Raw genomic sequence first — 19,181 nt, forward strand, 5'->3', positions numbered from 1 at the left:
CGATCTAGAACATCGCGGCGGGCAGGACCGGAACATAGCGGGCGAACCGGCGGTTGCGGCCCTCGGGGTAAGGCAGGATCATTGCGCGGCGGTTGTCGGGCGGCTGCTGTGACGCCTTTTCAGCGCTGTGCAGCCACGTCGCGGCGCGGGTGTTGTCGTGGTGCGTGTCGCCCAGCCATTTTTCCGCCAACCGGTCGCGCAGGCCGGTGATCACCTGCGCGTCGTCGAAGATCACCGAGGCCTCGGTATCCCACAGCAGCGACCGCCCGTTCAGGTTGGCCGAGCCGACGATGCCAATGGTGTCGTCCACCAGCGTCACCTTGGAATGCAGGTAGATGATGCCCGAGCCTTTCACCGGCATCGGAGTGCCTTCGGGGGCAGGGCGCGGTTGCGCGGGCGACACGATGGCCAGCCGGTCGCCATAGGCACGGCGCAGCAGGCGCAGGCAGCGCAGTTGCAGTGCCTGGGCATGGCGGGCGGTCATGCCGTTGTCGCGCCCGAAGATCACGCGTTCGGGTTCGGTCGGGATTACCAGGATCAGTTGCAGGTCGGGGACCTGAGCCGCGCGGTCGGCCAGCGCCTGGGCCAGGGGATAGTGCCGCAGGAACTGCGTTTCGATATAGATCGTGTCCTTGGCGCGGGCAAAGGCGTCAAGGTGTGCGACTTCGTGATCGCGGTCCTCGGTCACGGGGCTGAAGCGGGCCGCGCCTGTACCGCGCGTCGACAGGGTGCGCAACAGGCGGGGGCCGTGGGTTGCGCCGGTTCCGGGCGCGTCGGGGACGTCGGTCGTCTGGGCCGAGAAGGCGGTGCCGCAATGACCGCGCGCCCGCGACCAGCAGTCCGAGAAGTGGCGGCGCAGGTCGTGGACGACCGGGCCCGTCACCTCCATGCTGACGTCGTGCCAGGTGTCTTCGGGGCGCTGGTCGTGATCGTCATCGTCCCACCTGCGTTCATCGACGTCGATGCCGCCGATGATCGCATCGCGGCGGTCGATCACGGCGAACTTCTGATGCAGCGTGACCGGGCGCAGGTGGTAGTTGCCCTGAAGCGCCTGCAGCTGCATCGGAGTCAGGGTTTCATGCGGGCGCTGGCGCAGGTCGGCCAGCCTTTTGCGGATCGGCAGGGCAAAGGCCCATTCCCACAGGGGGGCGGGGGCGCAGTCGTGCAGGGCGCAGATGATCTCGGCCTTGGGGTGGTCGGTCAGGCGGCTGGCAAATTGTCCGGCACTGGCCCAGGCGGCGCGGTGCAGGTCAGCGGCGAAGACCGGATCGAAATCGGCCAGAAGGAACCTTATCGACACGTCCCTGGCCGCGACATGGGCGATCAGGTCGGCCCAGGTCTTCAGGCCAAGCGCCTGCGCCTCGTCGCTGCGCAGAAGGGTGCGGGCGTCGAAGATGCGGAACGACAGCAGCACCTCGTCCGTGGCGCCAAGGACCAGCCGTTCGAGCGCCGGAAACATCTCGGCCGCGGTGATGAGCGGACGCAGCGTTTCGGCCCGCGGGGCGGGCTCTGCGTCTGACAGCTGTGGGGTTTGCGGCATCATTCCGGGGTTTCGCGTCTGTTCCTCAGTTCAGGGAACGCCGCGCGGGCCGGTCTGGTTCCGCCTTACCTGCCCCGTCGCATCGCCGCCCGAAGCTCGGATATGCGGAAGGCGTCGATCAGCTGGCACAGGATGAAATAGGCAATGGTGCCGCCGAGGATCAGAAGGGCCAGCGCCCCGGCACGGGTGACCGCGAAGAGCGGTTCAAGCGCGATGTCGAGGCCGTAGAGGACAACGCCAAGCCCGGCACTGGCCAGGATGATGCGCGGGATGCGACGGCGCAGGCGGTCATCCAGCGCGGCAGCGTCCCCCATGTGCCGCGACCCGCGCCAGAGCAGAACCATCATCGCCCAGCCGGCGGTGGTCGTGGCGAAGGCGGCGGCGATGTAGCCGATCACCGGGGCAAGGCCGATGGCGATCACGGCGTTCACCACCATGGCGACAATGGCATAGCGGAAGGGGCTGCGGGTGTCTTCGCGGGCATAGAACAGCGGTTGCAGCACCTTCTGCAGCACGAAGGCCGGCAGGCCCACGCCATAGACGGCAACGGCCAGCGCGGTGGCCTGTGCGTCTTCGGGGGTGAAGCGGCCGCGCTGGAACAGCGTGGTGATGATCGGCTCGGGGATCACGACCAGGGCCACGGCGCAGGGCAGGGTGAGGAAGATCGCGAATTCCGCGGCGCGGTTGAACCCCGACTTGCTGCCCGCCTCGTCGCCCGCGCGCAGGCGGCGCGACAGGTCAGGCAGAAGCACGACACCGATGGCGATGGCGACCACCCCAAGCGGCAACTGGTAGAGGCGATCGGCCAGGTTGAGGTACTGGATCGAGCCCTCGAAGAAGCTGGCGACCTGGCGGCCCACCAGCAGGTTCACCTGCACGACGCCACCCGCAAGGGCCGCGGGGGCCGCGATGGCGGCCAGCTTGCGCATCTCGGGCGTCAGTCGGGGCAGGCGGGGGCGCAGGCCAAAGCCCGCGCGGGCGGCGGCATACCACACCAGTGCCAGCTGTGCGGCCCCGGCGAAGGGCACGCCCCAGACCAGCGCCCGGCCAACATCGTGGCCCGTTTTCGCGGCCCAGATCATCGCGCCCGCCAGAATGACGTTCAGCAGGACCGGTGCAGCGGCTGCGGCGGCAAAGCGGCCCGTGGCGTTGAGCACGCCTGACAGCAACGCGGCCAGCGAGATGAACAGGATATAGGGAAAGGCCACGCGGCCAAAATCGACGGCCAGATCGAACCGTTCGTCGCCCGCAAACCCCGAGGCCATCATCCAGACCAGCGCAGGCATGAAAACCGTGGCGACCAGTGTCAGCACGATCAGCGCCGTGCCCAGCATGGCCAGCGCCTGTTCGGCAAAGTCCCTGGCGTCTTCGCCCGCCTCGACCTTTTTCGAGAACAGCGGGATGAAGGCCATGTTGAACGCGCCTTCGGCAAAGAACCGGCGGAACATGTTCGGCAGGGAAAAGGCGACCACGAAGGCCTCGGCCGCGGGGCCTGCGCCCAGGTAGGCGGCAAACAGGATGTCGCGGACGAAGCCAAGCAGCCGGCTGGCCAGGGTCCAGACGCCCACGGTCAGAAAGCCGCGCATCATGCGGATGGGTTTCACGATCGGGCCCTCTCCTGGCCTTCGGAAATGGCCTGTCGCAACCGCGCATCAAGCGACTTCTGCTTGCTGTCGCTATAAAGCTTCAGGCCGAACATGTCCTTCACGTAGAAGGTATCGACGGCCTGTTCGCCGTAGGTCGCGATCACGGCCGAGGCGATCTGGATATTCGCCGCCGCCAGCGTGCGGGTCAGGTCGAACAGCAGGGCGGGGCGGTCACGGGTGTCGACCTCGATGATCGTGTAGATCTCGGACCCCTCGTTGTCGAAGCTGATCGCGGTGTTCAGCTTGAAGGCGCGTTCGCGCTTCTTGATCTTGTCGCGGTCCTTGATCGCCTCGCGGGCGATGACCTCGCCCTTCAGGGTCTTGGTGATCATCTGGCGCAGGCGCGGCAGGCGGGCGGCCTCGTAGGGGTGGCCGTCGGCGTCCTGCACCCAGAAGGCCGCCGTGGCAAAGCCGTCCTTGGTGGTATAGGTCCGCGCGTCGACCACGTTGGCCCCGACCAGCGCCAGTGCCCCGGCGAGCCGTGAGAAGATGCCGGGATGGTCCGCCATGGTAAAAAGCGCCCGCGTCGCATCGCGGTCGTCGTCAAGGTGCAGGTCGATGCGGATCTCGTCCTCGGGCAGGTCGCGCAGCATCTCGGCCAGGATGGCGTGGGCGGTGACATGCAGCCCCTGCCAGTAGGTCGGGTAATGGCGGCGGATCTCGCGGTCGAGCTCTCCCTTCGTCCAGTCGGGCAGGGCCTCGCGCAGGGCGCGGCGGGCCTCTTTCTCGCGGTACTGGCGGTTGAGGTCTTCAAGCCCCGTTTCAAGCGCCCGCCGGGTCTGGCGATAAAGCCCGCGCAGCAACGCCGCCTTCCAGTTGTTCCAGGTGCCCGGGCCGACGCCGCGAATGTCGCAGACCGTCAGCACGCACAGCAGGTCAAGCCGTTCGCGCGTGCGCACGGCCTTGGCAAAGTCGCGCACGGTACGCGGGTCGGCGATGTCGCGTTTCTGGGCCATGTCTGACATCAGCAGGTGATAGCGCACCAGCCATTCGACCGTTTCGCATTCGGCGGGCTTCAGGCCAAGGCGCGGGGCGACGGTGCGCGCGATCCGGGCGCCGACGATGGAATGGTCCTCTTCCCGGCCCTTGCCGATGTCGTGCAGCATCAGCGCGACATAGAGGATCTTGCGGTTGATGCCTTCCTTCAGGATCGTCGAGGCAACGGGAAGCTCTTCGGTCAGGTCGCCGTGTTCGATCAGCGCAAGGTGGCGCAGCGTCTGGATCGTGTGTTCGTCCACCGTGTAGTGGTGGTACATGTTGAACTGCATCATCGCCACGATCGGCTCGAACTCGGGGATGAAGGCGGCCAGCACGCCCAGTTCGTTCATCCGGCGCAGGGCGCGTTCGGGATTGCCGTGGTTCAGCAACGTGCCAAGGAAGATCTTCGCGGCCTCGGGATCGTTGCGCATGTCGTCGTCGATCAGGTCGAGATGCGCGGTGACCATCCGCATGGCGTCGGGGTGGATCAGCATCCCCGTGCGCAGGCCTTCGTCGAACAGCCGCAGAAGGTTCAGCTTGTCGCTCAGGAACTCGGCCTCGTCCTTCACGGCCAGGCGGTTCATCACGACCTCGTAGCCCTTGCCGACGGATGGACGGCGGCGGAACACCCGGTCAAGCAAGGGTTCGCTTTTCACATGCGCCGCTTCCATCTTGGTCAGGAAGATGCGGGTCAGTTCGCCAACCTCGGTCGCGTGGCGGAAATAGTCCTGCATGAAGACCTCGACCGCGCGGCGCCCGGCGCGGTCTCGGTAGTTCATCCTCTCGGCCACCTCGACCTGCATGTCGAAGGTCAGCTGGTCCATCGGTCGCCCGGCAATCAGGTGCAGGTGGCAGCGCACGGCCCAGAGGAAATCGTCGGCCTTGCGAAAATGGCTGTATTCCTCGGCAGTGAAGACGCCAAGCGTCACCAGCTGCGAGGTATCCGAGACGCCGTGCACGTACTTGGCGATCCAGTAGAGCGATTGCAGGTCGCGCAGCCCGCCCTTGCCCTCTTTGACATTGGGTTCGACCATGTAGCGCTGGCCGCCCTGGCGGGTGTGCCGCGCCTGCCGTTCTTCCAGCTTGGCCTCGATGAACTGCTTCTCGCTGCCGCGGAACAGGTCCGACCACAGCCGCTTGTCCAGATCCAGCGCAAGACTGCGCTTGCCGGTCAGGAACCGCTGTTCCAGCAGGGCGGTGCGGATGGTGTAATCCTCGGCCCCGAGCTTGAGGCATTCCTTCAGCGTGCGGGACGAATGGCCGACCTTCAGGTGCAGGTCCCACATGAGGTAGAGCACGTCCTCGATCAGCGCCTCGAGGTCCGGCGATATCTTGGTCGACGCCAGAAACAGCAGGTCGACATCGGATTGCGGCGCCATCTCTCCGCGACCGTATCCGCCCACGGCACACAATGCGAAGGGCCCGGGGTTCGACCCCTTGGGGGCCAGGTGGGTCATCGCCGTGTGCAGCGCGGCACCGACCAGGCAATCGGTCAGCCAGCAATAGGCGCGGGTCGTCGGGGCCGAGGTGCGCGGCGTCTGGGCAAAGGCCTCGGCAATGCGGGTGCGGGCGCGATTGTTGGTGTCGGTCAGCAGATCGACCACGGCCTTGCGGAAGGCCTTGTCATCCTTGTGATCGGCGCGGGCGGCATCGATGCGCTGCCTCAGATCGGCGGGATCGGCGATCTCGGCGGCGGGCAGGACAAGGTCATCGGGGGCGGGCAGGTCGTCTTTCATGGCGCTTCATGTCTTGAACCGGGGCGGTTTGCCAAGCGATGTCTACGCAAACCGGGGGCGCAGCGCCCCCGGTTCGTTGCATTTTTGCCGGGCCCGTTCTTTGGAACGGGTCCCGTTATCAGGCGTCGGGATCAGGATCCGAACCCGCCGAAGGCGCGCGGCGCCGGATCGATCACCACGACCTGGCGGTTCTGGATCGTCGCGATGGCCAGGCCGCGTTCGGCAACGCCGTTCGACTGGAACCGGAAGACACCGTTGACGCCCTGGAAGCCCGCGCTCTGCGTCAGCGCCGCGCCGGTCAGCGCATCGGCGCGACCCCGGTTGACCAGGGCACCGATGGCCGCGATGCCGTCATAGGCCAGCCCCGCGAGCGGGTGCGGCGCCGTGCCATAGGCCGAAGCGTAGCGCGAATTGAACTGGGCCGTCAGGGTCGGGTCGGGCAGGGCGAACCAGCCACCCTGAAGCCCCGGCAGGTCCAGCGTCTGCGCAGGCACGTCCCAACGGGTCAGGCCGATGTACTGGGTGACCGCCGGGTTCACGCCGGCCTCGGGCAGAAGCTGGGCAAAGAACGGCAGGGCCGCGTTGGTGTTCGAGGCCAGGAAGACCGCATCGGCATTGTTCGTCTCAACAGCGGCCTTGATTTCCTGCGTGGCGGCGATGACACCCTGCTGGGAATAGCTGTAGACCACGTTGCCCACGACCGACGACCCCGAGGCGGCAGCGGCGGACGCCATGGCCTGGCGGCCCAGCTCTCCGGCGGCGGTTTCGGCCGAGACGGTGACGATGCGCCGCTTGCCCTGGCGCGCGGCATAGGAGGTCAGCCGACGCGCGGTGTTGTCGAAGGTCTGGCCCAGCACGAAGACATTGCCCCCGGCGAGCGAGGCATTGTTGGTGAAGGCCAGAACGTTGACCCCCGCCGAGGCGGCGGTGTGGCCCGCGACGTTGGCGTTGCCGCCATAGAGCGGGCCGAGGATGATCTTGGCGCCATCGGCCACGGCCTGTTGGGTGACGGTCGCGGTGGTGCCTTCGTTCCCGGCGGTGTCGTAGACGCGCAGGTCGATCCTGGCGCCGTTCAGATCCGCAATGGCGAGCCGGGCAGCGTTTTCCAGCGCGGCCGACACGACCGCGTCGCCCGATCCGCCGCTTTTCGGCACCAGAAGCGCGACCGGCACGGGCTTGGATGCGTCGATGGCGGGGCCACCGTTCGATCCGCCGCCAAGCGCGATCGGTTCACAGGCGGCCAGGGCAACCACCGACAGAGCGGTTGCGATTCGGGTTCCGGCCTTGCGGGATGCGCGCAGAAAGGCGAACATTGCGGTCTCCTTGGGTGATGGCGTCCGGCGCTGTAACACGCCCGGATGACAGGTTTCAGCGGTAATCATAGCTGCGAAGATACGAGGGTCCAGTTTTGAATCGGCAGACAGTCAAACCCGCCCCCGGGCTGACGCTCGTGGCGGTGCCCATTGGCGCGGCGCGCGACATCACCCTGCATGCGCTCGACGTGCTCAGAGAGGCGGATGTGCTTGCTGCCGAGGACACGCGGTCCCTGCGCAGGTTGATGGAGATTCACGGGATTCCCGTCGGCGATCGTCCGCTGATCTCGTACCACGACCACAATGGCGATGCCGCCCGGCCACGGCTTCTGAAGGCGATGGAGGCGGGACAGTCCGTCGCCTATGCCTCCGAGGCCGGCACGCCGCTGATCGCGGATCCGGGCTATGACCTGGCCCGCGCGGCGCGGGAGGCGGGCCATGGCGTGACGGCGGCGCCGGGGGCCTCGGCGGTGATCACCGCGCTGTCGCTGGCAGGGCTGCCGACCGACCGGTTCCTTTTCGGGGGGTTCCTGCCGAACCAGACCAAAGCCCGGCGCGATGCTCTGGCCGAACTGGGGACCGTGCCGGCGACGCTTGTGTTCTACGAATCCCCCAAGCGGCTGGGCAAGTTCCTGACCGACGCGGCCGAGGTCCTGGGCGCAGGCCGGGAGGCGGCCGTCTGCCGGGAGCTGACGAAAAAGTTCGAAGAGGTGAAGCGCGGAACCCTGCAGGAACTGGCCCAGGCCATCGCCGATCAGCCGGTGAAGGGAGAGATCGTGGTGCTGATCGGGCGCAAGGGGATCGAGGAGGTTAGCGAAAAATTCGTGATTGATGCGCTAGAACGGGAACGCGGGGCAGGGGCTTCGGTGAAGGACGCTGCGACAACCGTGGCGCAGGAAACCGGCTGGCCGCGCCGCAATGTGTATCAACTGGCCCTGTCTCTGGATCGCGACTGATCCGGCGCTGGGCCCCGGGGGTTTGATGCGTCATTCACAGCTGGAATTCGATTTTGATACCGCCGCACCGGCTGTGTCCGATGTGGCCCCCAAACGTTCGTCGCGCCAGATCCGCGGACGCGTCAATTATCTTGCCGGTCTGGCGGCCGAAGATGCTGTCGAACGCCATTGTACCGCGCTGGGCTGGACCTGCCTCGACCGGCGTTGGCGTGGCCCGGGCGGGGAAATCGACCTGATTTTTCGCCGGGACGCGCAGATCATCTTCGTGGAGGTCAAGGCGGGACGCACCCATGACGGCGCGGCCGCCCGCATCTTTCAGCGGCAGGCCGATCGGATCGCGTTGTCGTCGCTGGCCTATCTGGATCGCCACGCAGCGGGTGCTGCAACCGACATGCGTATCGATGTGGCGCTGGTGGACGGACAGGGCCGGGTCGCCCTGCTGGAAAACGCCTTCGCCGGATGGTGGTAGCGCAAATTCTGCCGGTCGTGTGACGACGGGGCGATTGCACCCCGCCCGCGTTTCCGCCATCAAAGCCGGAACGACGGCAGAGGAGCCCCGGCGATGAAAGTAGCGATCCAGATGGACCCGATCGGGTCGGTCAATATCGAGGCAGACAGCACCTTCCGAATCGCGGAAGAAGCGCAGGCGCGGGGGCATTCGCTGTTCTACTATCTGCCGGAACGACTGTCCTACCAGGAAGGCCGAATCATGGCGCGAGGCCAGACCCTGACCGTGCGGCGCGAGCAGGGAAACCATGCCGACCTTGGCCCCATGGAAGAGGTCGATCTGGCGGATTTCGACGTCGTCTGGCTGCGGCAGGATCCGCCGTTCGACATGTTCTACATTACAACGACACATCTGCTGGAGCGGCTCAGCCCCGGCACGCTGGTGGTCAACGACCCGTTCTGGGTCCGGAACTTTCCGGAAAAGCTGCTTGTCCTGAACTTCCCCGACCTGACGCCGCCCACGGCCATCGCCCGCGACCTCGAGACGATCAAGGCGTTCCGCGCCAAGCATGGTGATGTCATCGTCAAGCCGCTTTATGGCAACGGCGGGGCCGGGGTGTTCCGGATCACGCCGGAGGATCGCAACCTGGCCTCGCTGCACGAGATGTTCACCGGTTTCTCGCGCGAGCCGCTGATCGTGCAGAAGTTTTTGCCTGCGGTGTCGAAGGGCGACAAGCGGGTGATCCTGGTTGACGGCGAACCTGTTGGTGCCATCAACCGCGTTCCGGCCGAAGGCGAGACGCGGTCGAACATGCACGTCGGTGGGCGCCCCGAGAAGGTCGGGCTGACCGACCGCGATCTCGAGATCTGCGCCAAGATCGGGCCGCTTCTGAAGGAACGCGGGCAGATCTTCGTGGGCATCGACGTGATCGGTGACTGGCTGACCGAGATCAACGTGACCTCGCCGACCGGCATCCAGGAGTTGGAGCGGTTCGACGGCGTCAATATCGCCGCCAAGATCTGGGAAGCGATCGAGGCGCGCCGCGCCTAGGCGGCGGTGTCGGTCTGGCGCTCGACGGCCAGACGGTAGCTGAGCGCCTCGGCGATATGCGGGGTTTCGACCTGCGCGGCCGCGTCGAGATCGGCGATGGTGCGCGCCACCCGCAGGATCCGGTGATAGCCCCGCGCCGTCAGCCCGAACCGGTCGGCCGCGGCCTGCAGCATGGCGCGGCCTTCGGGGGCGGGCGTTGCGATCTCTTCCAGCAGGCGCCCTTCGGCATCGGCGTTGAGCCGCGCGCCGGGGTGTGCGGCATAGCGGGTCGCCTGGATCTTCCGGGCGCGCGCCACCCTGTTCGCGACCGTGGCTGAGGTGTCGCCCGATGGTGGCAGGTCAAGATCCATGAAGGGCACCGGCGGCACCTCGATCCGGAGATCGAAGCGGTCCATCATCGGGCCCGAGATGCGCCCCAAGTAGTCGAGCCCGCATTGCGGGACCCTGGCGCAGGCCCGGGATGGATCGGGAAGATAGCCGCATTTGCAAGGGTTTGCCGCGGCGATCAGCAGGAACCGGCAGGGATAGCGCATATGCGCATTGGCGCGGGAGACGACGACCTCTCCGGTCTCGATGGGCTGGCGCAGGGTTTCCAGAACGGTGCGCGGAAATTCGGGCAGTTCGTCCATGAACAGCACGCCGTTGTGCGCAAGGCTGATTTCGCCGGGTTTCGATCCACGCCCGCCGCCAACGATGGCCGCCATCGATGCGGTGTGATGCGGATCGCGGAAGGGGCGACGACGCGAGATGCCGCCGTCGGTCAGGAGCCCCGCGACCGAGTGGATCATCGACGTCTCGAGCGCTTCCTCCGCCGTCAGATCCGGTAGGATCGTCGGCAGGCGCGCGGCCAGCATGGATTTGCCCGAGCCCGGCGTACCCGACAAGAACAGGTGATGGCGTCCGGCGGCCGCGATCTCGAGGGCGCGCTTGGCGCGTTCCTGGCCCTTCACGTCGCGCAGATCTTTCAGGCCGGTGGCGGGGTCATGCACCTCTCCGGGGCGGGCGGGCGGGATCACGGCCTGGCCGGTCAGGTGGCGGATCAGCGCGCCGAGCGAGGGCGGGGCGATCACCTGAGTCGTGTCGATCCAGGCGGCCTCGGCCCCGCAGGCTTCGGGACAGAACAGGCTGCGGTCGTCTTCGGCGGCCGCGACGGCGGCGGGCAGGCACCCCAGCACCGGGACCAGCGTGCCGTCGAGCGACAGCTCTCCGAGGGCGACGGCGTTTTCGACCGCGTCCTTCGGCAGGATGTCGATCGCGGCCAGCAGGGCCAGCGCGATCGGCAGGTCGAAATGCGATCCTTCCTTCGGCAGATCGGCCGGAGACAGGTTCACGGTGATCCGTTTGGAGGGCAGGGCGATGTGCAGGGCAGTCAACGCCGTGCGCACACGGTCACGTGCTTCGCTGACCGCCTTGTCGGGCAGGCCGACGATGGCGAAGGCGGGCAGGCCCAGGGTCACGGCGCATTGCACCTCGACCGGATGGGCTTCGACGCCTTCGAAGGCGACGGTGTAGGATCTGGCGATCATGGCGCTCCCCCTGCGTCATGGTTAACGAGGGAGAGGTTGCCAGTTGGTTAACGTGGCAGGATCAAGCTGCGGGCCAGGGGGCCGTGGGCAGGTCCAACGCGTAGGGCACGGGATCGTAGGTCGTCTTCAACCCCTCGGCGCGCCATTCGCGGAACGCCGGATCGGCGAGATGCGCGTCAACATAGGCCTGCGCGACCTCCCCGACGGGCAGGCCATAGCCCGCAATCCGCGCGGCGACGGGGGCGTAGAAGACGTCGGCCAGCGAATAGGCCCCGAAAAGCCAGGGACCCTCTGATCCGAACCGGGCGCGGGCCAGAGACCAGAGCTCGTCGATCCGGGCGAGGTCCTTTTTCACGGCGTCTGACGGTTCAAAGCCATGATATTGATGCAGAAGCTGCATCGGACAGTTGCCCCGCAACGCGCCGAATCCGGCGTGCATTTCCGCCGACAGCCAGCGTGCCAGCGCACGGGCGGCCGGATCGGCAGGCCAGAGACCGGCGCCCGGGTGCCGTTCGGCGAGCGTTTCGCCCATGGCAAGCGTTTCGCCCACGACCACGCCATCGGGCGTGACCATGGCCGGGACCAGACGGGCGGGCGCCAACTGGGCAAGGTCTTCGGCCATGGTGCCTGAATAAAGCCCGACCATGTGGCTGGTCACGGGAATGTCGAAGTTCCGGAACATCAACCAGCCCCGCATGGACCAGGACGAAAAGGTCTGGTCGCCGATGTAAAGGTCGTAGGTCATGCAAATCTCCTGCTGCGTGACCTCAGGTTAGCCGCGTTGCAGCATTGCGCAAATGAATGGTTGTGCGGATCTGATTCAGAATACGTGATTGATGCGTGGCGTGTCCCATCCCGCGTCGTGGCGGCGCAGGGTCGTGACCGACAGGTTGTCGATCTTCTGACCAATGGTGACTGCGGGGTCGGTGCCATGGGCGCGGCCCAGCTGGGTCAGGATCATGCCGAAATGGCCGACCACGATGATGTCGGCGCCCGGATGATCTTCGTGCAGCCGGTCCAGCGTGCGGGCCGTGCGAATGGCCACGTCATGCCAGCTTTCGCCGTTCGGAGCGGCGATGTCGCCGGGGGTTTCCCAGAAGGACCGCGACAGTTCGGGGTGGGTTTCGGCGGCTTGGGCAAAGATCTGACCATCCCAGTCACCGAAATCGAATTCGCGCAGGTTGCGGTCGTGGGGCAGGCGGATCCGGCCGTCCCCGATCGCGTCGGCCGTTTGCACGGCGCGCGTCAGGTCCGAGGAGATCAGCAGCGCCGTCTGCGGCAACCCGGCATGCAGCCGGCGCACGGCGTCGAGGTCCGAGAGGTCGGCGGGCACGTCGCGCCAGCCGACAAAGGCCTTTTCGTGGGTGGGGCCGTGCCGGACAAGGTGGAATGTGGTCATGGCAACACGCCTTTCAGGACATTGGGCAGGCCGGCGACGACATGGATGACCGTGTCGGCGCGTGCGGCCATGCGGATATTGAGCCGCCCCTGCGCCTCGCGGAAGCGCCGGGCCAGGGCGGTTTCGGGAACAATCCCCTGGCCGACTTCGTTCGACACCATCACGACCGGCGCCGCGACCTTGGCGAGGGTGTCGATCAGGTCATCCGTGGCGGCTTCGACGTCGCGATCCGCAAGCAGCAGGTTCGTCAGCCAGAGTGTCAGGCAGTCGATCAAGATGATGTGATCGGCGGGCGCCTGCGCAAGGGCCCTGGCCAGATCGACCGGGGCCTCGATTGTGGTCCAGCCAGTACCCCGCATCTCGCGATGGCGGGCAATTTTCGCTGTCATTTCAGCGTCGAAGGCCTGTGCGGTCGCGATGTAGGTGCGGGGCCGCGCGGTGGCGGTGACAAGCCCCTCGGCAAATCCGGACTTGCCGGATGCCGCGCCGCCGAGAACCAGGGTGAGAGGGGTTGTCATCAGAATTTTGCACCTAGGCGTGAACCAAACAGGGGTCTCGTGCGTATAGCTCAGTGAGACAAGAAAACAATGCACCGACCTTGCGCGGATGCCCGTCGGCAGAAGCCAAGGTCTGGTCCACAAGCGACCGGGGGGTCCATGGCACTCGACCATATTGGTGAACAATCACTCTCTCGCCGCGCGATGAAGGCCGAACTTCTGGATGCGGAGACCGAACTGAAGCTGGCCTATGCCTGGCGCGATGACCGGGATGAGGCGGCTCTGCACCGTCTGGTCACGGCCTACATGCGGCTGGCGATTTCCATGGCATCCAAATACCGCCGCTATGGCGCGTCGATGAACGATCTGATCCAGGAAGCCGGTCTCGGCCTGATGAAGGCGGCGGACAAGTTCGACCCCGACCGTGGGGTCCGGTTTTCGACCTACGCCGTGTGGTGGATCAAGGCGTCGATCCAGGATCACGTGATGCGCAACTGGTCCATGGTTCGGACCGGCTCAACCTCGTCCCAGAAATCGCTGTTCTTCAACATGCGCCGCGTTCAGGCCCAGTTCGAACGCGAAGCCATGGGCCGGGGCGAGGTGCTGGACAAGCACCAGCTGCATCAGCTGGTGGCGACCGAGGTGGGCGTGCCCTTGCGCGACGTGCAGATGATGGACGGTCGTCTTTCGGGATCGGACTTTTCGCTGAACGCGACGCAGTCGGTGGACGAGGAAGGCCGCGAATGGATCGATACGATCGAGGATGAAAGCGATCAGGCCGCCGACATGGTCGAGGCCGCAAAGGATCGCGAAACCCTGCGCCGCTGGCTGGTCGAGGCCATGGGCACCCTGAACGACCGCGAAACGCTGATCGTGCGCGAACGTCAGTTGCGCGATGCGCCGCGCACGCTGGAAAGCCTGGGGCAAGAGCTTGGGCTGTCGAAGGAACGGGTTCGCCAGCTGGAAGCGGCGGCCTTCAAGAAGATGCGCAAGCATCTGGGCAAGAACGATGCGGTGGCGGACTCGCTGCTGGCGTGATCGGACCCCGACCAAAGTCCTGACAGCGCGTGGGATTGCTTCCCGCGCGCTTGTCTTGTGGCGCGACGAGGCCTAGGGTCGCCCGCGCAATGCAGGCAGGGGGTGCGGGATGCTCTCGGGGAAAACCATTCTTCTGATCATCGGCGGCGGTATCGCGGCCTACAAATCGCTGGAACTGATCCGGCGACTGCGGGATCGCGGCGCCCGGGTCGTGCCCGTGATGACCGGGGCGGCGTCGGAATTCGTGACGCCCCTGTCCGTCGCGGCGCTTGCGGGCGGCAAGGTGTACTCCGAACTCTTCGATCTGACGGACGAGGCCGAGATGGGCCACATCCAGCTGTCGCGATCCGCCGACCTGATTGTTGTCGCCCCGGCCACGGCCGACCTGATCGGCAAGGTGGCGGGCGGTCTTGCGGGCGATCTGGCCTCGACCCTGTTGATGGCCACGGACACCGAAGTCCTGATGGCGCCCGCGATGAACGTGCGCATGTGGCAGCACCCGTCGGTCCAGCGCAACGTCGGCTGGCTGCGCGCCAGCGGTGTCGGCTTTGTCGGGCCGAACGACGGTGACATGGCCTGCGGCGAATATGGCCCCGGACGCATGTCCGAACCGGCCGAGATCCTGGCCGCGATCGAGGCCAGGCTGATGGATGGTCCGATGAAGGGGAAACGGGTTCTGGTGACATCGGGGCCGACCCATGAACCCATTGATCCCGTGCGCTATATCGCCAACCGGTCCTCCGGGGCACAGGGCACCGCGATTGCCCTGGCGCTGGCCGCGCGGGGGGCAGAGGTGATCTTCGTCACCGGGCCCGCAGACGTGCCGCCGCCTGAGGGCGTCAAGGTGATCCGCGTGCAATCCGCGCGCGAGATGCTTGAGGCCGTGACGGCCTCCCTTCCGGTCGATGCGGCGGTGATGGCGGCGGCGGTGGCCGACTGGCGCGTCGCGCGCGAAGCGAAATCGAAGATCAAGAAGGAAAAGGGCGCGCTGCCGGTGTTGGAGTTCGAGGAGAACCCCGACATCCTTGCCACCGTGTCGCAGATGGACGCGGGGCGGCCGGGGCTGGTCGTGGGCTTTGCGGCCGAAACCGACGATGTGGTGGCCCATGCTACCGCGAAACGGGCCCGCAAGGGCTGTGACTGGATCGTGGCAAATGACGTGTCGCCGGAAACCGGCATCATGGGCGGGTCGGAAAACGCGGTGATCCTGATTTCCGACGCGGGGTCCGAGGACTGGCCGCGCATGGGTAAGCAGGAGGTCGCAGACCGGCTGGCAGACAGGATCGCGGCGGCGCTCGGGATGCCTCCGGCGGGAGTACTTGGGGCAAGATGAAGGGGGTCACGGTTCAGATCGTACGGGTCGAGGGTGCGGACGCTGATGTAGCGCTTCCGTCGTATGAAACCGCCGGTTCTGCCGGAGCGGACATCCGCGCGAATTTTGCGGACCGCGCTGCCGTGGTGCTTGAGCCCGGAGCGCGGGCGCTGATCCCGACCGGTCTGCGGATGGCGATCCCGCAGGGGTACGAGGTTCAGGTGCGGCCCCGCTCGGGGCTGGCGCTGAAACACGGGGTCACACTGGTGAATACGCCGGGAACTATCGACAGCGATTATCGCGGCGAGGTCGGCGTGATCCTGATCAACCTCGGGGCCGAGCCCTTTACTGTCGCGCATGGGGATCGCATCGCCCAGATCGTGGTGGCACCGGTGCTGCAGGCGGGGTTTTCCCTTGTGGACCAGCTGGATGATACCGCACGCGGGGCGGGCGGTTTCGGGTCGACCGGGCGCGGCTGATGGGTCTGGTCCTTCTGATCGCTGCCGTCATCTGGGGGGCCGGGATCGTCACCCGGACGCCGGTGTCGCTGCGCCTTTGGGGGATCGCAGTCGTCTGGCTGGGCGTGGTGTTGGCGCATCTGGTGCTTCCCGAAGGTCATGCCCTGCGCGCCCGGACAGGCGGAAGCGCCGCGCCCTGGCTGATGCTGGGCGGTTTCGTGGTTCTGGCCGGTGCCTATCGGTGGCTGCTGAAGGGCCTGCGCACGAAGGCTCAGCTGCGCGAGGTGGATGCGGCTGCAGGACAAACAGAAGGCCCGTTCCGTGATGCGGAGCTGCGCCGCTATGCCAGACACATCGTTCTGCGAGAGGTCGGCGGACCCGGTCAAGTCAAGCTGAAACAAGCGAAAATTCTGGTGATCGGGGCCGGGGGGCTGGGATCGCCCGCGCTGATGTACCTGGCCGCGGCGGGTGTCGGAACGATTGGCGTGATCGACGATGACGCGGTCGACGGGACCAACCTTCAGAGGCAGGTGATCCACGGGGATGCGGATATCGGGCGGCCGAAGGCCCATTCTGCAGCGGACCGAATGCGCGCGATCAACCCCTTCATCGAGGTCCGGCCCTATGCGCGGCGGTTGATCGCCGAAGAGGCCGAGGCCTTGATCGGCGACTATGACCTGGTGCTGGATGGGACCGATAATTTCGACACCCGGTATCTGGCAAACCGGGTCTGTGTGGCCTTGGGCAAGCCGTTGATTTCGGGGGCCTTGACGCAATGGGAAGGGCAGGTGTCTGTCTTCGATCCGGCACATAGCGCCCCGTGCTACCAATGCGTCTTTCCCGAAGCCCCGGCGCCCGGCCTGGCGCCCTCCTGCGCCGAGGCCGGGGTGATCGGGCCGCTGCCGGGGGTCGTCGGATCGATGATGGCGGTCGAGGCGGTGAAGGTGATCACCGGCGCGGGCGCCGCCCTGCGGGGCGAGATGATGATCTACGACGCGCTCTGGGGGGAAAGCCGGAAAATTCGCGTGAAACCGCGTGCGGATTGCCCGGTTTGTCATGGTGCGGGACTGGCGGAGGCGGCGGGCAAGGCATAGGTTTCCGGACAAAGGAGACCACGCATGACCAATCCGCTTCTCGCCCCCTGGGACACGCCCTTCGACCTGCCGCCCTTTGACCGCATCGGCGACGAGGATTTCGCACCCGCGCTGGACGAGGCGCTTGCGGCGCACAATGCCGAAATCAAGGCAATCGTGGCCAACGACGCCGCGCCGGATTTCGAGAACACGATCGCGGCGCTCGAGGCGTCGGGCGAGGCGCTTGACCGGGTGCTGTCGCCGTTCTTTGCACTGGCAGGGGCGGACGCGACAGCACGGCGGCAGGAGCTGCAGCGGGAATTTTCCCCCAAGTTGGCCAAGCACTTCGCCGAGATCTCTGCCAACCCCGACCTCTATGCGCGGATCAAGGCGGTCTGGGATCGGCGCGACGATCTGGGGCTGGATGATCAGGACGCGCGGCAGTTGTTCCTGGTGCATCGTGGCTACGTGCGGTCCGGTGCGGCGCTGACGGGGGCCGAGGCTGACCGGATGAAGCAGATCAAGGAACGGCTGGCGGTACTGGGGACCTCTTTCACGCAGAACCTGCTGAAGGACGAGTCGGACTGGTCGATGGATCTGACAGAGGCGGACCTTGAGGGGCTGCCGGATTTCCTGATCGATGCCGCACGGGCCGCGGGTGAGGAAAAGGGTAAGGACGGGCCGGTTATCACGCTTTCACGGTCCTTGATTGTTCCGTTTCTGCAATTTTCTCCGCGACGCGAATTGCGCGAAAAGGCCTGGAAGGCCTGGGTTTCGCGCGGCGCTTTTGGAGGAGAAACCGACAACCGCGACATCGCGGCCGAAATCCTGGCGCTGCGTGAAGAGCGGGCGAAGCTGCTCGGCTACGACAATTTCGCGCGGTACAAACTGGATACCGAGATGGCCGGAAATCCGGCGGCGGTTCGCGGTTTGTTAATGGATGTGTGGGAGCCTGCGAAGCGTCAGGCCCTGGCCGATCAGGAGGTGCTGTCCGCGATGGCGGCACAGGACGGCGTCAACGGTGCGATCGAGGGCTGGGACTGGCGCTACTATGCAGAGAAACGGCGGAAGGCGGAACGTGACCTCGATGAAGCGGCGTTGAAGCCGTATTTCCAGCTCGACCGGATGATCGACGCGGCGTTCGATTGTTCTAACCGGTTGTTCGGGCTGGAGTTCAAGGAGCTCGACATGGCCTCTTACCATCCCGATGTGCGGGTGTTCGAGGTGACGCGCGATGGCGCGCATGTGGCGATCTTCCTGGGCGATTATTTTGCGCGCGGCACCAAGCGGTCGGGGGCCTGGTGTTCGGCGATCCGATCACAGGCCGTGCGACCCCGTCTGCAGACGCCGGTCGTGGTGAACGTCTGCAACTTTGCCAAGCCGCCGAAGGGGCGGGCGGCGTTGTTGTCCTATGACGACGCACGGACGCTGTTCCACGAGTTCGGCCATGCGCTGCACCAGATGCTGTCGGATGTCCGGTGGGAAGGCGTGTCTGGCACTTCGGTCGCGCGGGACTTTGTCGAACTGCCGTCGCAGCTGTTCGAACATTGGCTGGAAGTGCCCGAGGTGCTTGAGAAGTATGCGGTCCACGTCGACACGGGTGAACCGATGCCAAAGGCCATGCTCGACAAGGTGTTGGGTGCTGCGAATTTCGACATGGGCTTCCAGACGGTGGAATATGTCGCCTCGGCGCTGGTTGATCTGGAGTTCCACGACGGCGCCGCGCCTGCGGATCCGATGGCAAAGCAGGCTGAGGTTCTTGACGGTCTGGGGATGCCCTCGGCCATTCCGATGCGGCATGCGACACCGCAGTTCGCGCATGTCTTTTCGGGCGATGGATATTCGTCGGGGTATTATTCCTACATGTGGTCCGAGGTGATGGATGCGGATGCCTTTGCGGCCTTCGAGGAAGCGGGCGGTGCGTTTGACCCCGAGGTCGCGAAGTCCTTGGAGGAGAACATTCTTTCCAAAGGCGGGTCGATCGAGGCGGCAGAGCTTTACGAAAGGTTCCGGGGCCGCCTGCCGGGCGTTGAGGCGCTCTTGAAGGGACGTGGGCTGGCGGCCTGATCCCTGTGGCCCGGCCTTTGGCCGGGACCGGGTGAGGCTGGTGCGGTTCCGACCGGGGCCGTGTCTGGGCGGGGATTCCGTAAAAGACGCCCCGGCGCAGGGCCGGGGCGTGTGGTCTTCGGGGGCATGTGAAAAGGCTCGGTG

Annotated in this window: 16 protein-coding genes; 8 read left to right on the plus strand and 8 right to left on the minus strand. The window is 66.2% G+C overall.

Annotated elements, in window-relative coordinates:
- Positions 1-4: 4 nt before the first annotated feature.
- From E4S58_RS13710 to E4S58_RS13725, 4 genes are all read right to left on the minus strand, one after another.
- Positions 5-1,543, minus strand: coding sequence for a phospholipase D-like domain-containing protein (locus tag E4S58_RS13710; RefSeq protein ID WP_240789563.1), 1,539 nt, complete (start codon positions 1,541-1,543; stop codon positions 5-7).
- 62 nt (positions 1,544-1,605) lie between these two features.
- Complete coding sequence (gene murJ, locus E4S58_RS13715; RefSeq protein WP_136637002.1) at positions 1,606-3,144, minus strand: murein biosynthesis integral membrane protein MurJ; 1,539 nt, start codon at positions 3,142-3,144, stop codon at positions 1,606-1,608.
- On the minus strand, positions 3,141-5,900 hold the full coding sequence (locus E4S58_RS13720) for a [protein-PII] uridylyltransferase (protein ID WP_136637003.1): 2,760 nt from the start codon (positions 5,898-5,900) through the stop codon (positions 3,141-3,143). The genes murJ and E4S58_RS13720 overlap by 4 nt, the downstream gene beginning before the upstream one ends.
- A 131-nt stretch (positions 5,901-6,031) precedes the next feature.
- Entirely contained in the window at positions 6,032-7,213 is a 1,182-nt protein-coding gene (locus E4S58_RS13725; RefSeq protein WP_136637004.1) for a penicillin-binding protein activator, read from the minus strand.
- Positions 7,214-7,308: 95 nt separating this feature from the next.
- On the opposite strand from E4S58_RS13725, the gene rsmI reads away from it, so the two are divergent.
- The 3 genes from rsmI to gshB all read left to right on the plus strand — a co-directional run bounded on the left by rsmI (position 7,309) and on the right by gshB (position 9,667).
- Positions 7,309-8,169, plus strand: coding sequence for a 16S rRNA (cytidine(1402)-2'-O)-methyltransferase (gene rsmI, locus E4S58_RS13730; protein ID WP_136637005.1), 861 nt, complete (start codon positions 7,309-7,311; stop codon positions 8,167-8,169).
- 25 nt (positions 8,170-8,194) lie between these two features.
- Positions 8,195-8,638, plus strand: a complete 444-nt coding sequence (locus E4S58_RS13735; protein WP_136637006.1) for a YraN family protein — start codon at positions 8,195-8,197, stop codon at positions 8,636-8,638.
- Positions 8,639-8,731: 93 nt separating this feature from the next.
- Positions 8,732-9,667 (plus strand): glutathione synthase, encoded by a 936-nt coding sequence (gene gshB / locus E4S58_RS13740; RefSeq protein ID WP_136637007.1) that lies wholly within the window; start codon positions 8,732-8,734, stop codon positions 9,665-9,667.
- Here gshB and E4S58_RS13745 read toward each other — a convergent pair.
- From E4S58_RS13745 to cobU, 4 genes are all read right to left on the minus strand, one after another.
- A complete protein-coding gene (locus E4S58_RS13745) occupies positions 9,664-11,193 on the minus strand; it encodes a YifB family Mg chelatase-like AAA ATPase (protein WP_136637008.1) in 1,530 nt (509 codons plus the stop codon). The two genes, gshB and E4S58_RS13745, sit on opposite strands and share 4 nt — an antisense overlap.
- Before the next feature lie 61 nt (positions 11,194-11,254).
- On the minus strand, positions 11,255-11,938 hold the full coding sequence (locus E4S58_RS13750; RefSeq protein ID WP_136637009.1) for a glutathione S-transferase: 684 nt from the start codon (positions 11,936-11,938) through the stop codon (positions 11,255-11,257).
- 75 nt (positions 11,939-12,013) lie between these two features.
- On the minus strand, positions 12,014-12,592 hold the full coding sequence (locus E4S58_RS13755) for a histidine phosphatase family protein (RefSeq protein WP_136637010.1): 579 nt from the start codon (positions 12,590-12,592) through the stop codon (positions 12,014-12,016).
- Positions 12,589-13,110, minus strand: a complete 522-nt coding sequence (gene cobU / locus E4S58_RS13760; RefSeq protein ID WP_136637011.1) for a bifunctional adenosylcobinamide kinase/adenosylcobinamide-phosphate guanylyltransferase — start codon at positions 13,108-13,110, stop codon at positions 12,589-12,591. Before cobU ends, E4S58_RS13755 begins: the two co-directional genes overlap by 4 nt.
- Before the next feature lie 138 nt (positions 13,111-13,248).
- Between cobU and E4S58_RS13765 the strand changes: the two genes are divergently transcribed.
- From E4S58_RS13765 to E4S58_RS13785, 5 genes are all read left to right on the plus strand, one after another.
- Positions 13,249-14,127 (plus strand): RNA polymerase factor sigma-32, encoded by an 879-nt coding sequence (locus E4S58_RS13765; protein ID WP_136637012.1) that lies wholly within the window; start codon positions 13,249-13,251, stop codon positions 14,125-14,127.
- A gap of 109 nt (positions 14,128-14,236) precedes the next feature.
- Positions 14,237-15,460, plus strand: a complete 1,224-nt coding sequence (coaBC, locus tag E4S58_RS13770) for a bifunctional phosphopantothenoylcysteine decarboxylase/phosphopantothenate--cysteine ligase CoaBC (protein WP_136637013.1) — start codon at positions 14,237-14,239, stop codon at positions 15,458-15,460.
- On the plus strand, positions 15,457-15,918 hold the full coding sequence (gene dut / locus E4S58_RS13775) for a dUTP diphosphatase (protein WP_136637014.1): 462 nt from the start codon (positions 15,457-15,459) through the stop codon (positions 15,916-15,918). The genes coaBC and dut overlap by 4 nt, the downstream gene beginning before the upstream one ends.
- On the plus strand, positions 15,918-16,991 hold the full coding sequence (locus tag E4S58_RS13780; RefSeq protein WP_136637015.1) for a HesA/MoeB/ThiF family protein: 1,074 nt from the start codon (positions 15,918-15,920) through the stop codon (positions 16,989-16,991). Before dut ends, E4S58_RS13780 begins: the two co-directional genes overlap by 1 nt.
- 24 nt (positions 16,992-17,015) lie before the next feature.
- Entirely contained in the window at positions 17,016-19,037 is a 2,022-nt protein-coding gene (locus E4S58_RS13785; RefSeq protein ID WP_136637016.1) for a M3 family metallopeptidase, read from the plus strand.
- The last annotated feature ends 144 nt before the right edge of the window (positions 19,038-19,181 follow it).

The organism is Pseudooceanicola onchidii (genome assembly GCF_004959925.1).
GTDB lineage: Bacteria > Pseudomonadota > Alphaproteobacteria > Rhodobacterales > Rhodobacteraceae > Pseudooceanicola > Pseudooceanicola onchidii.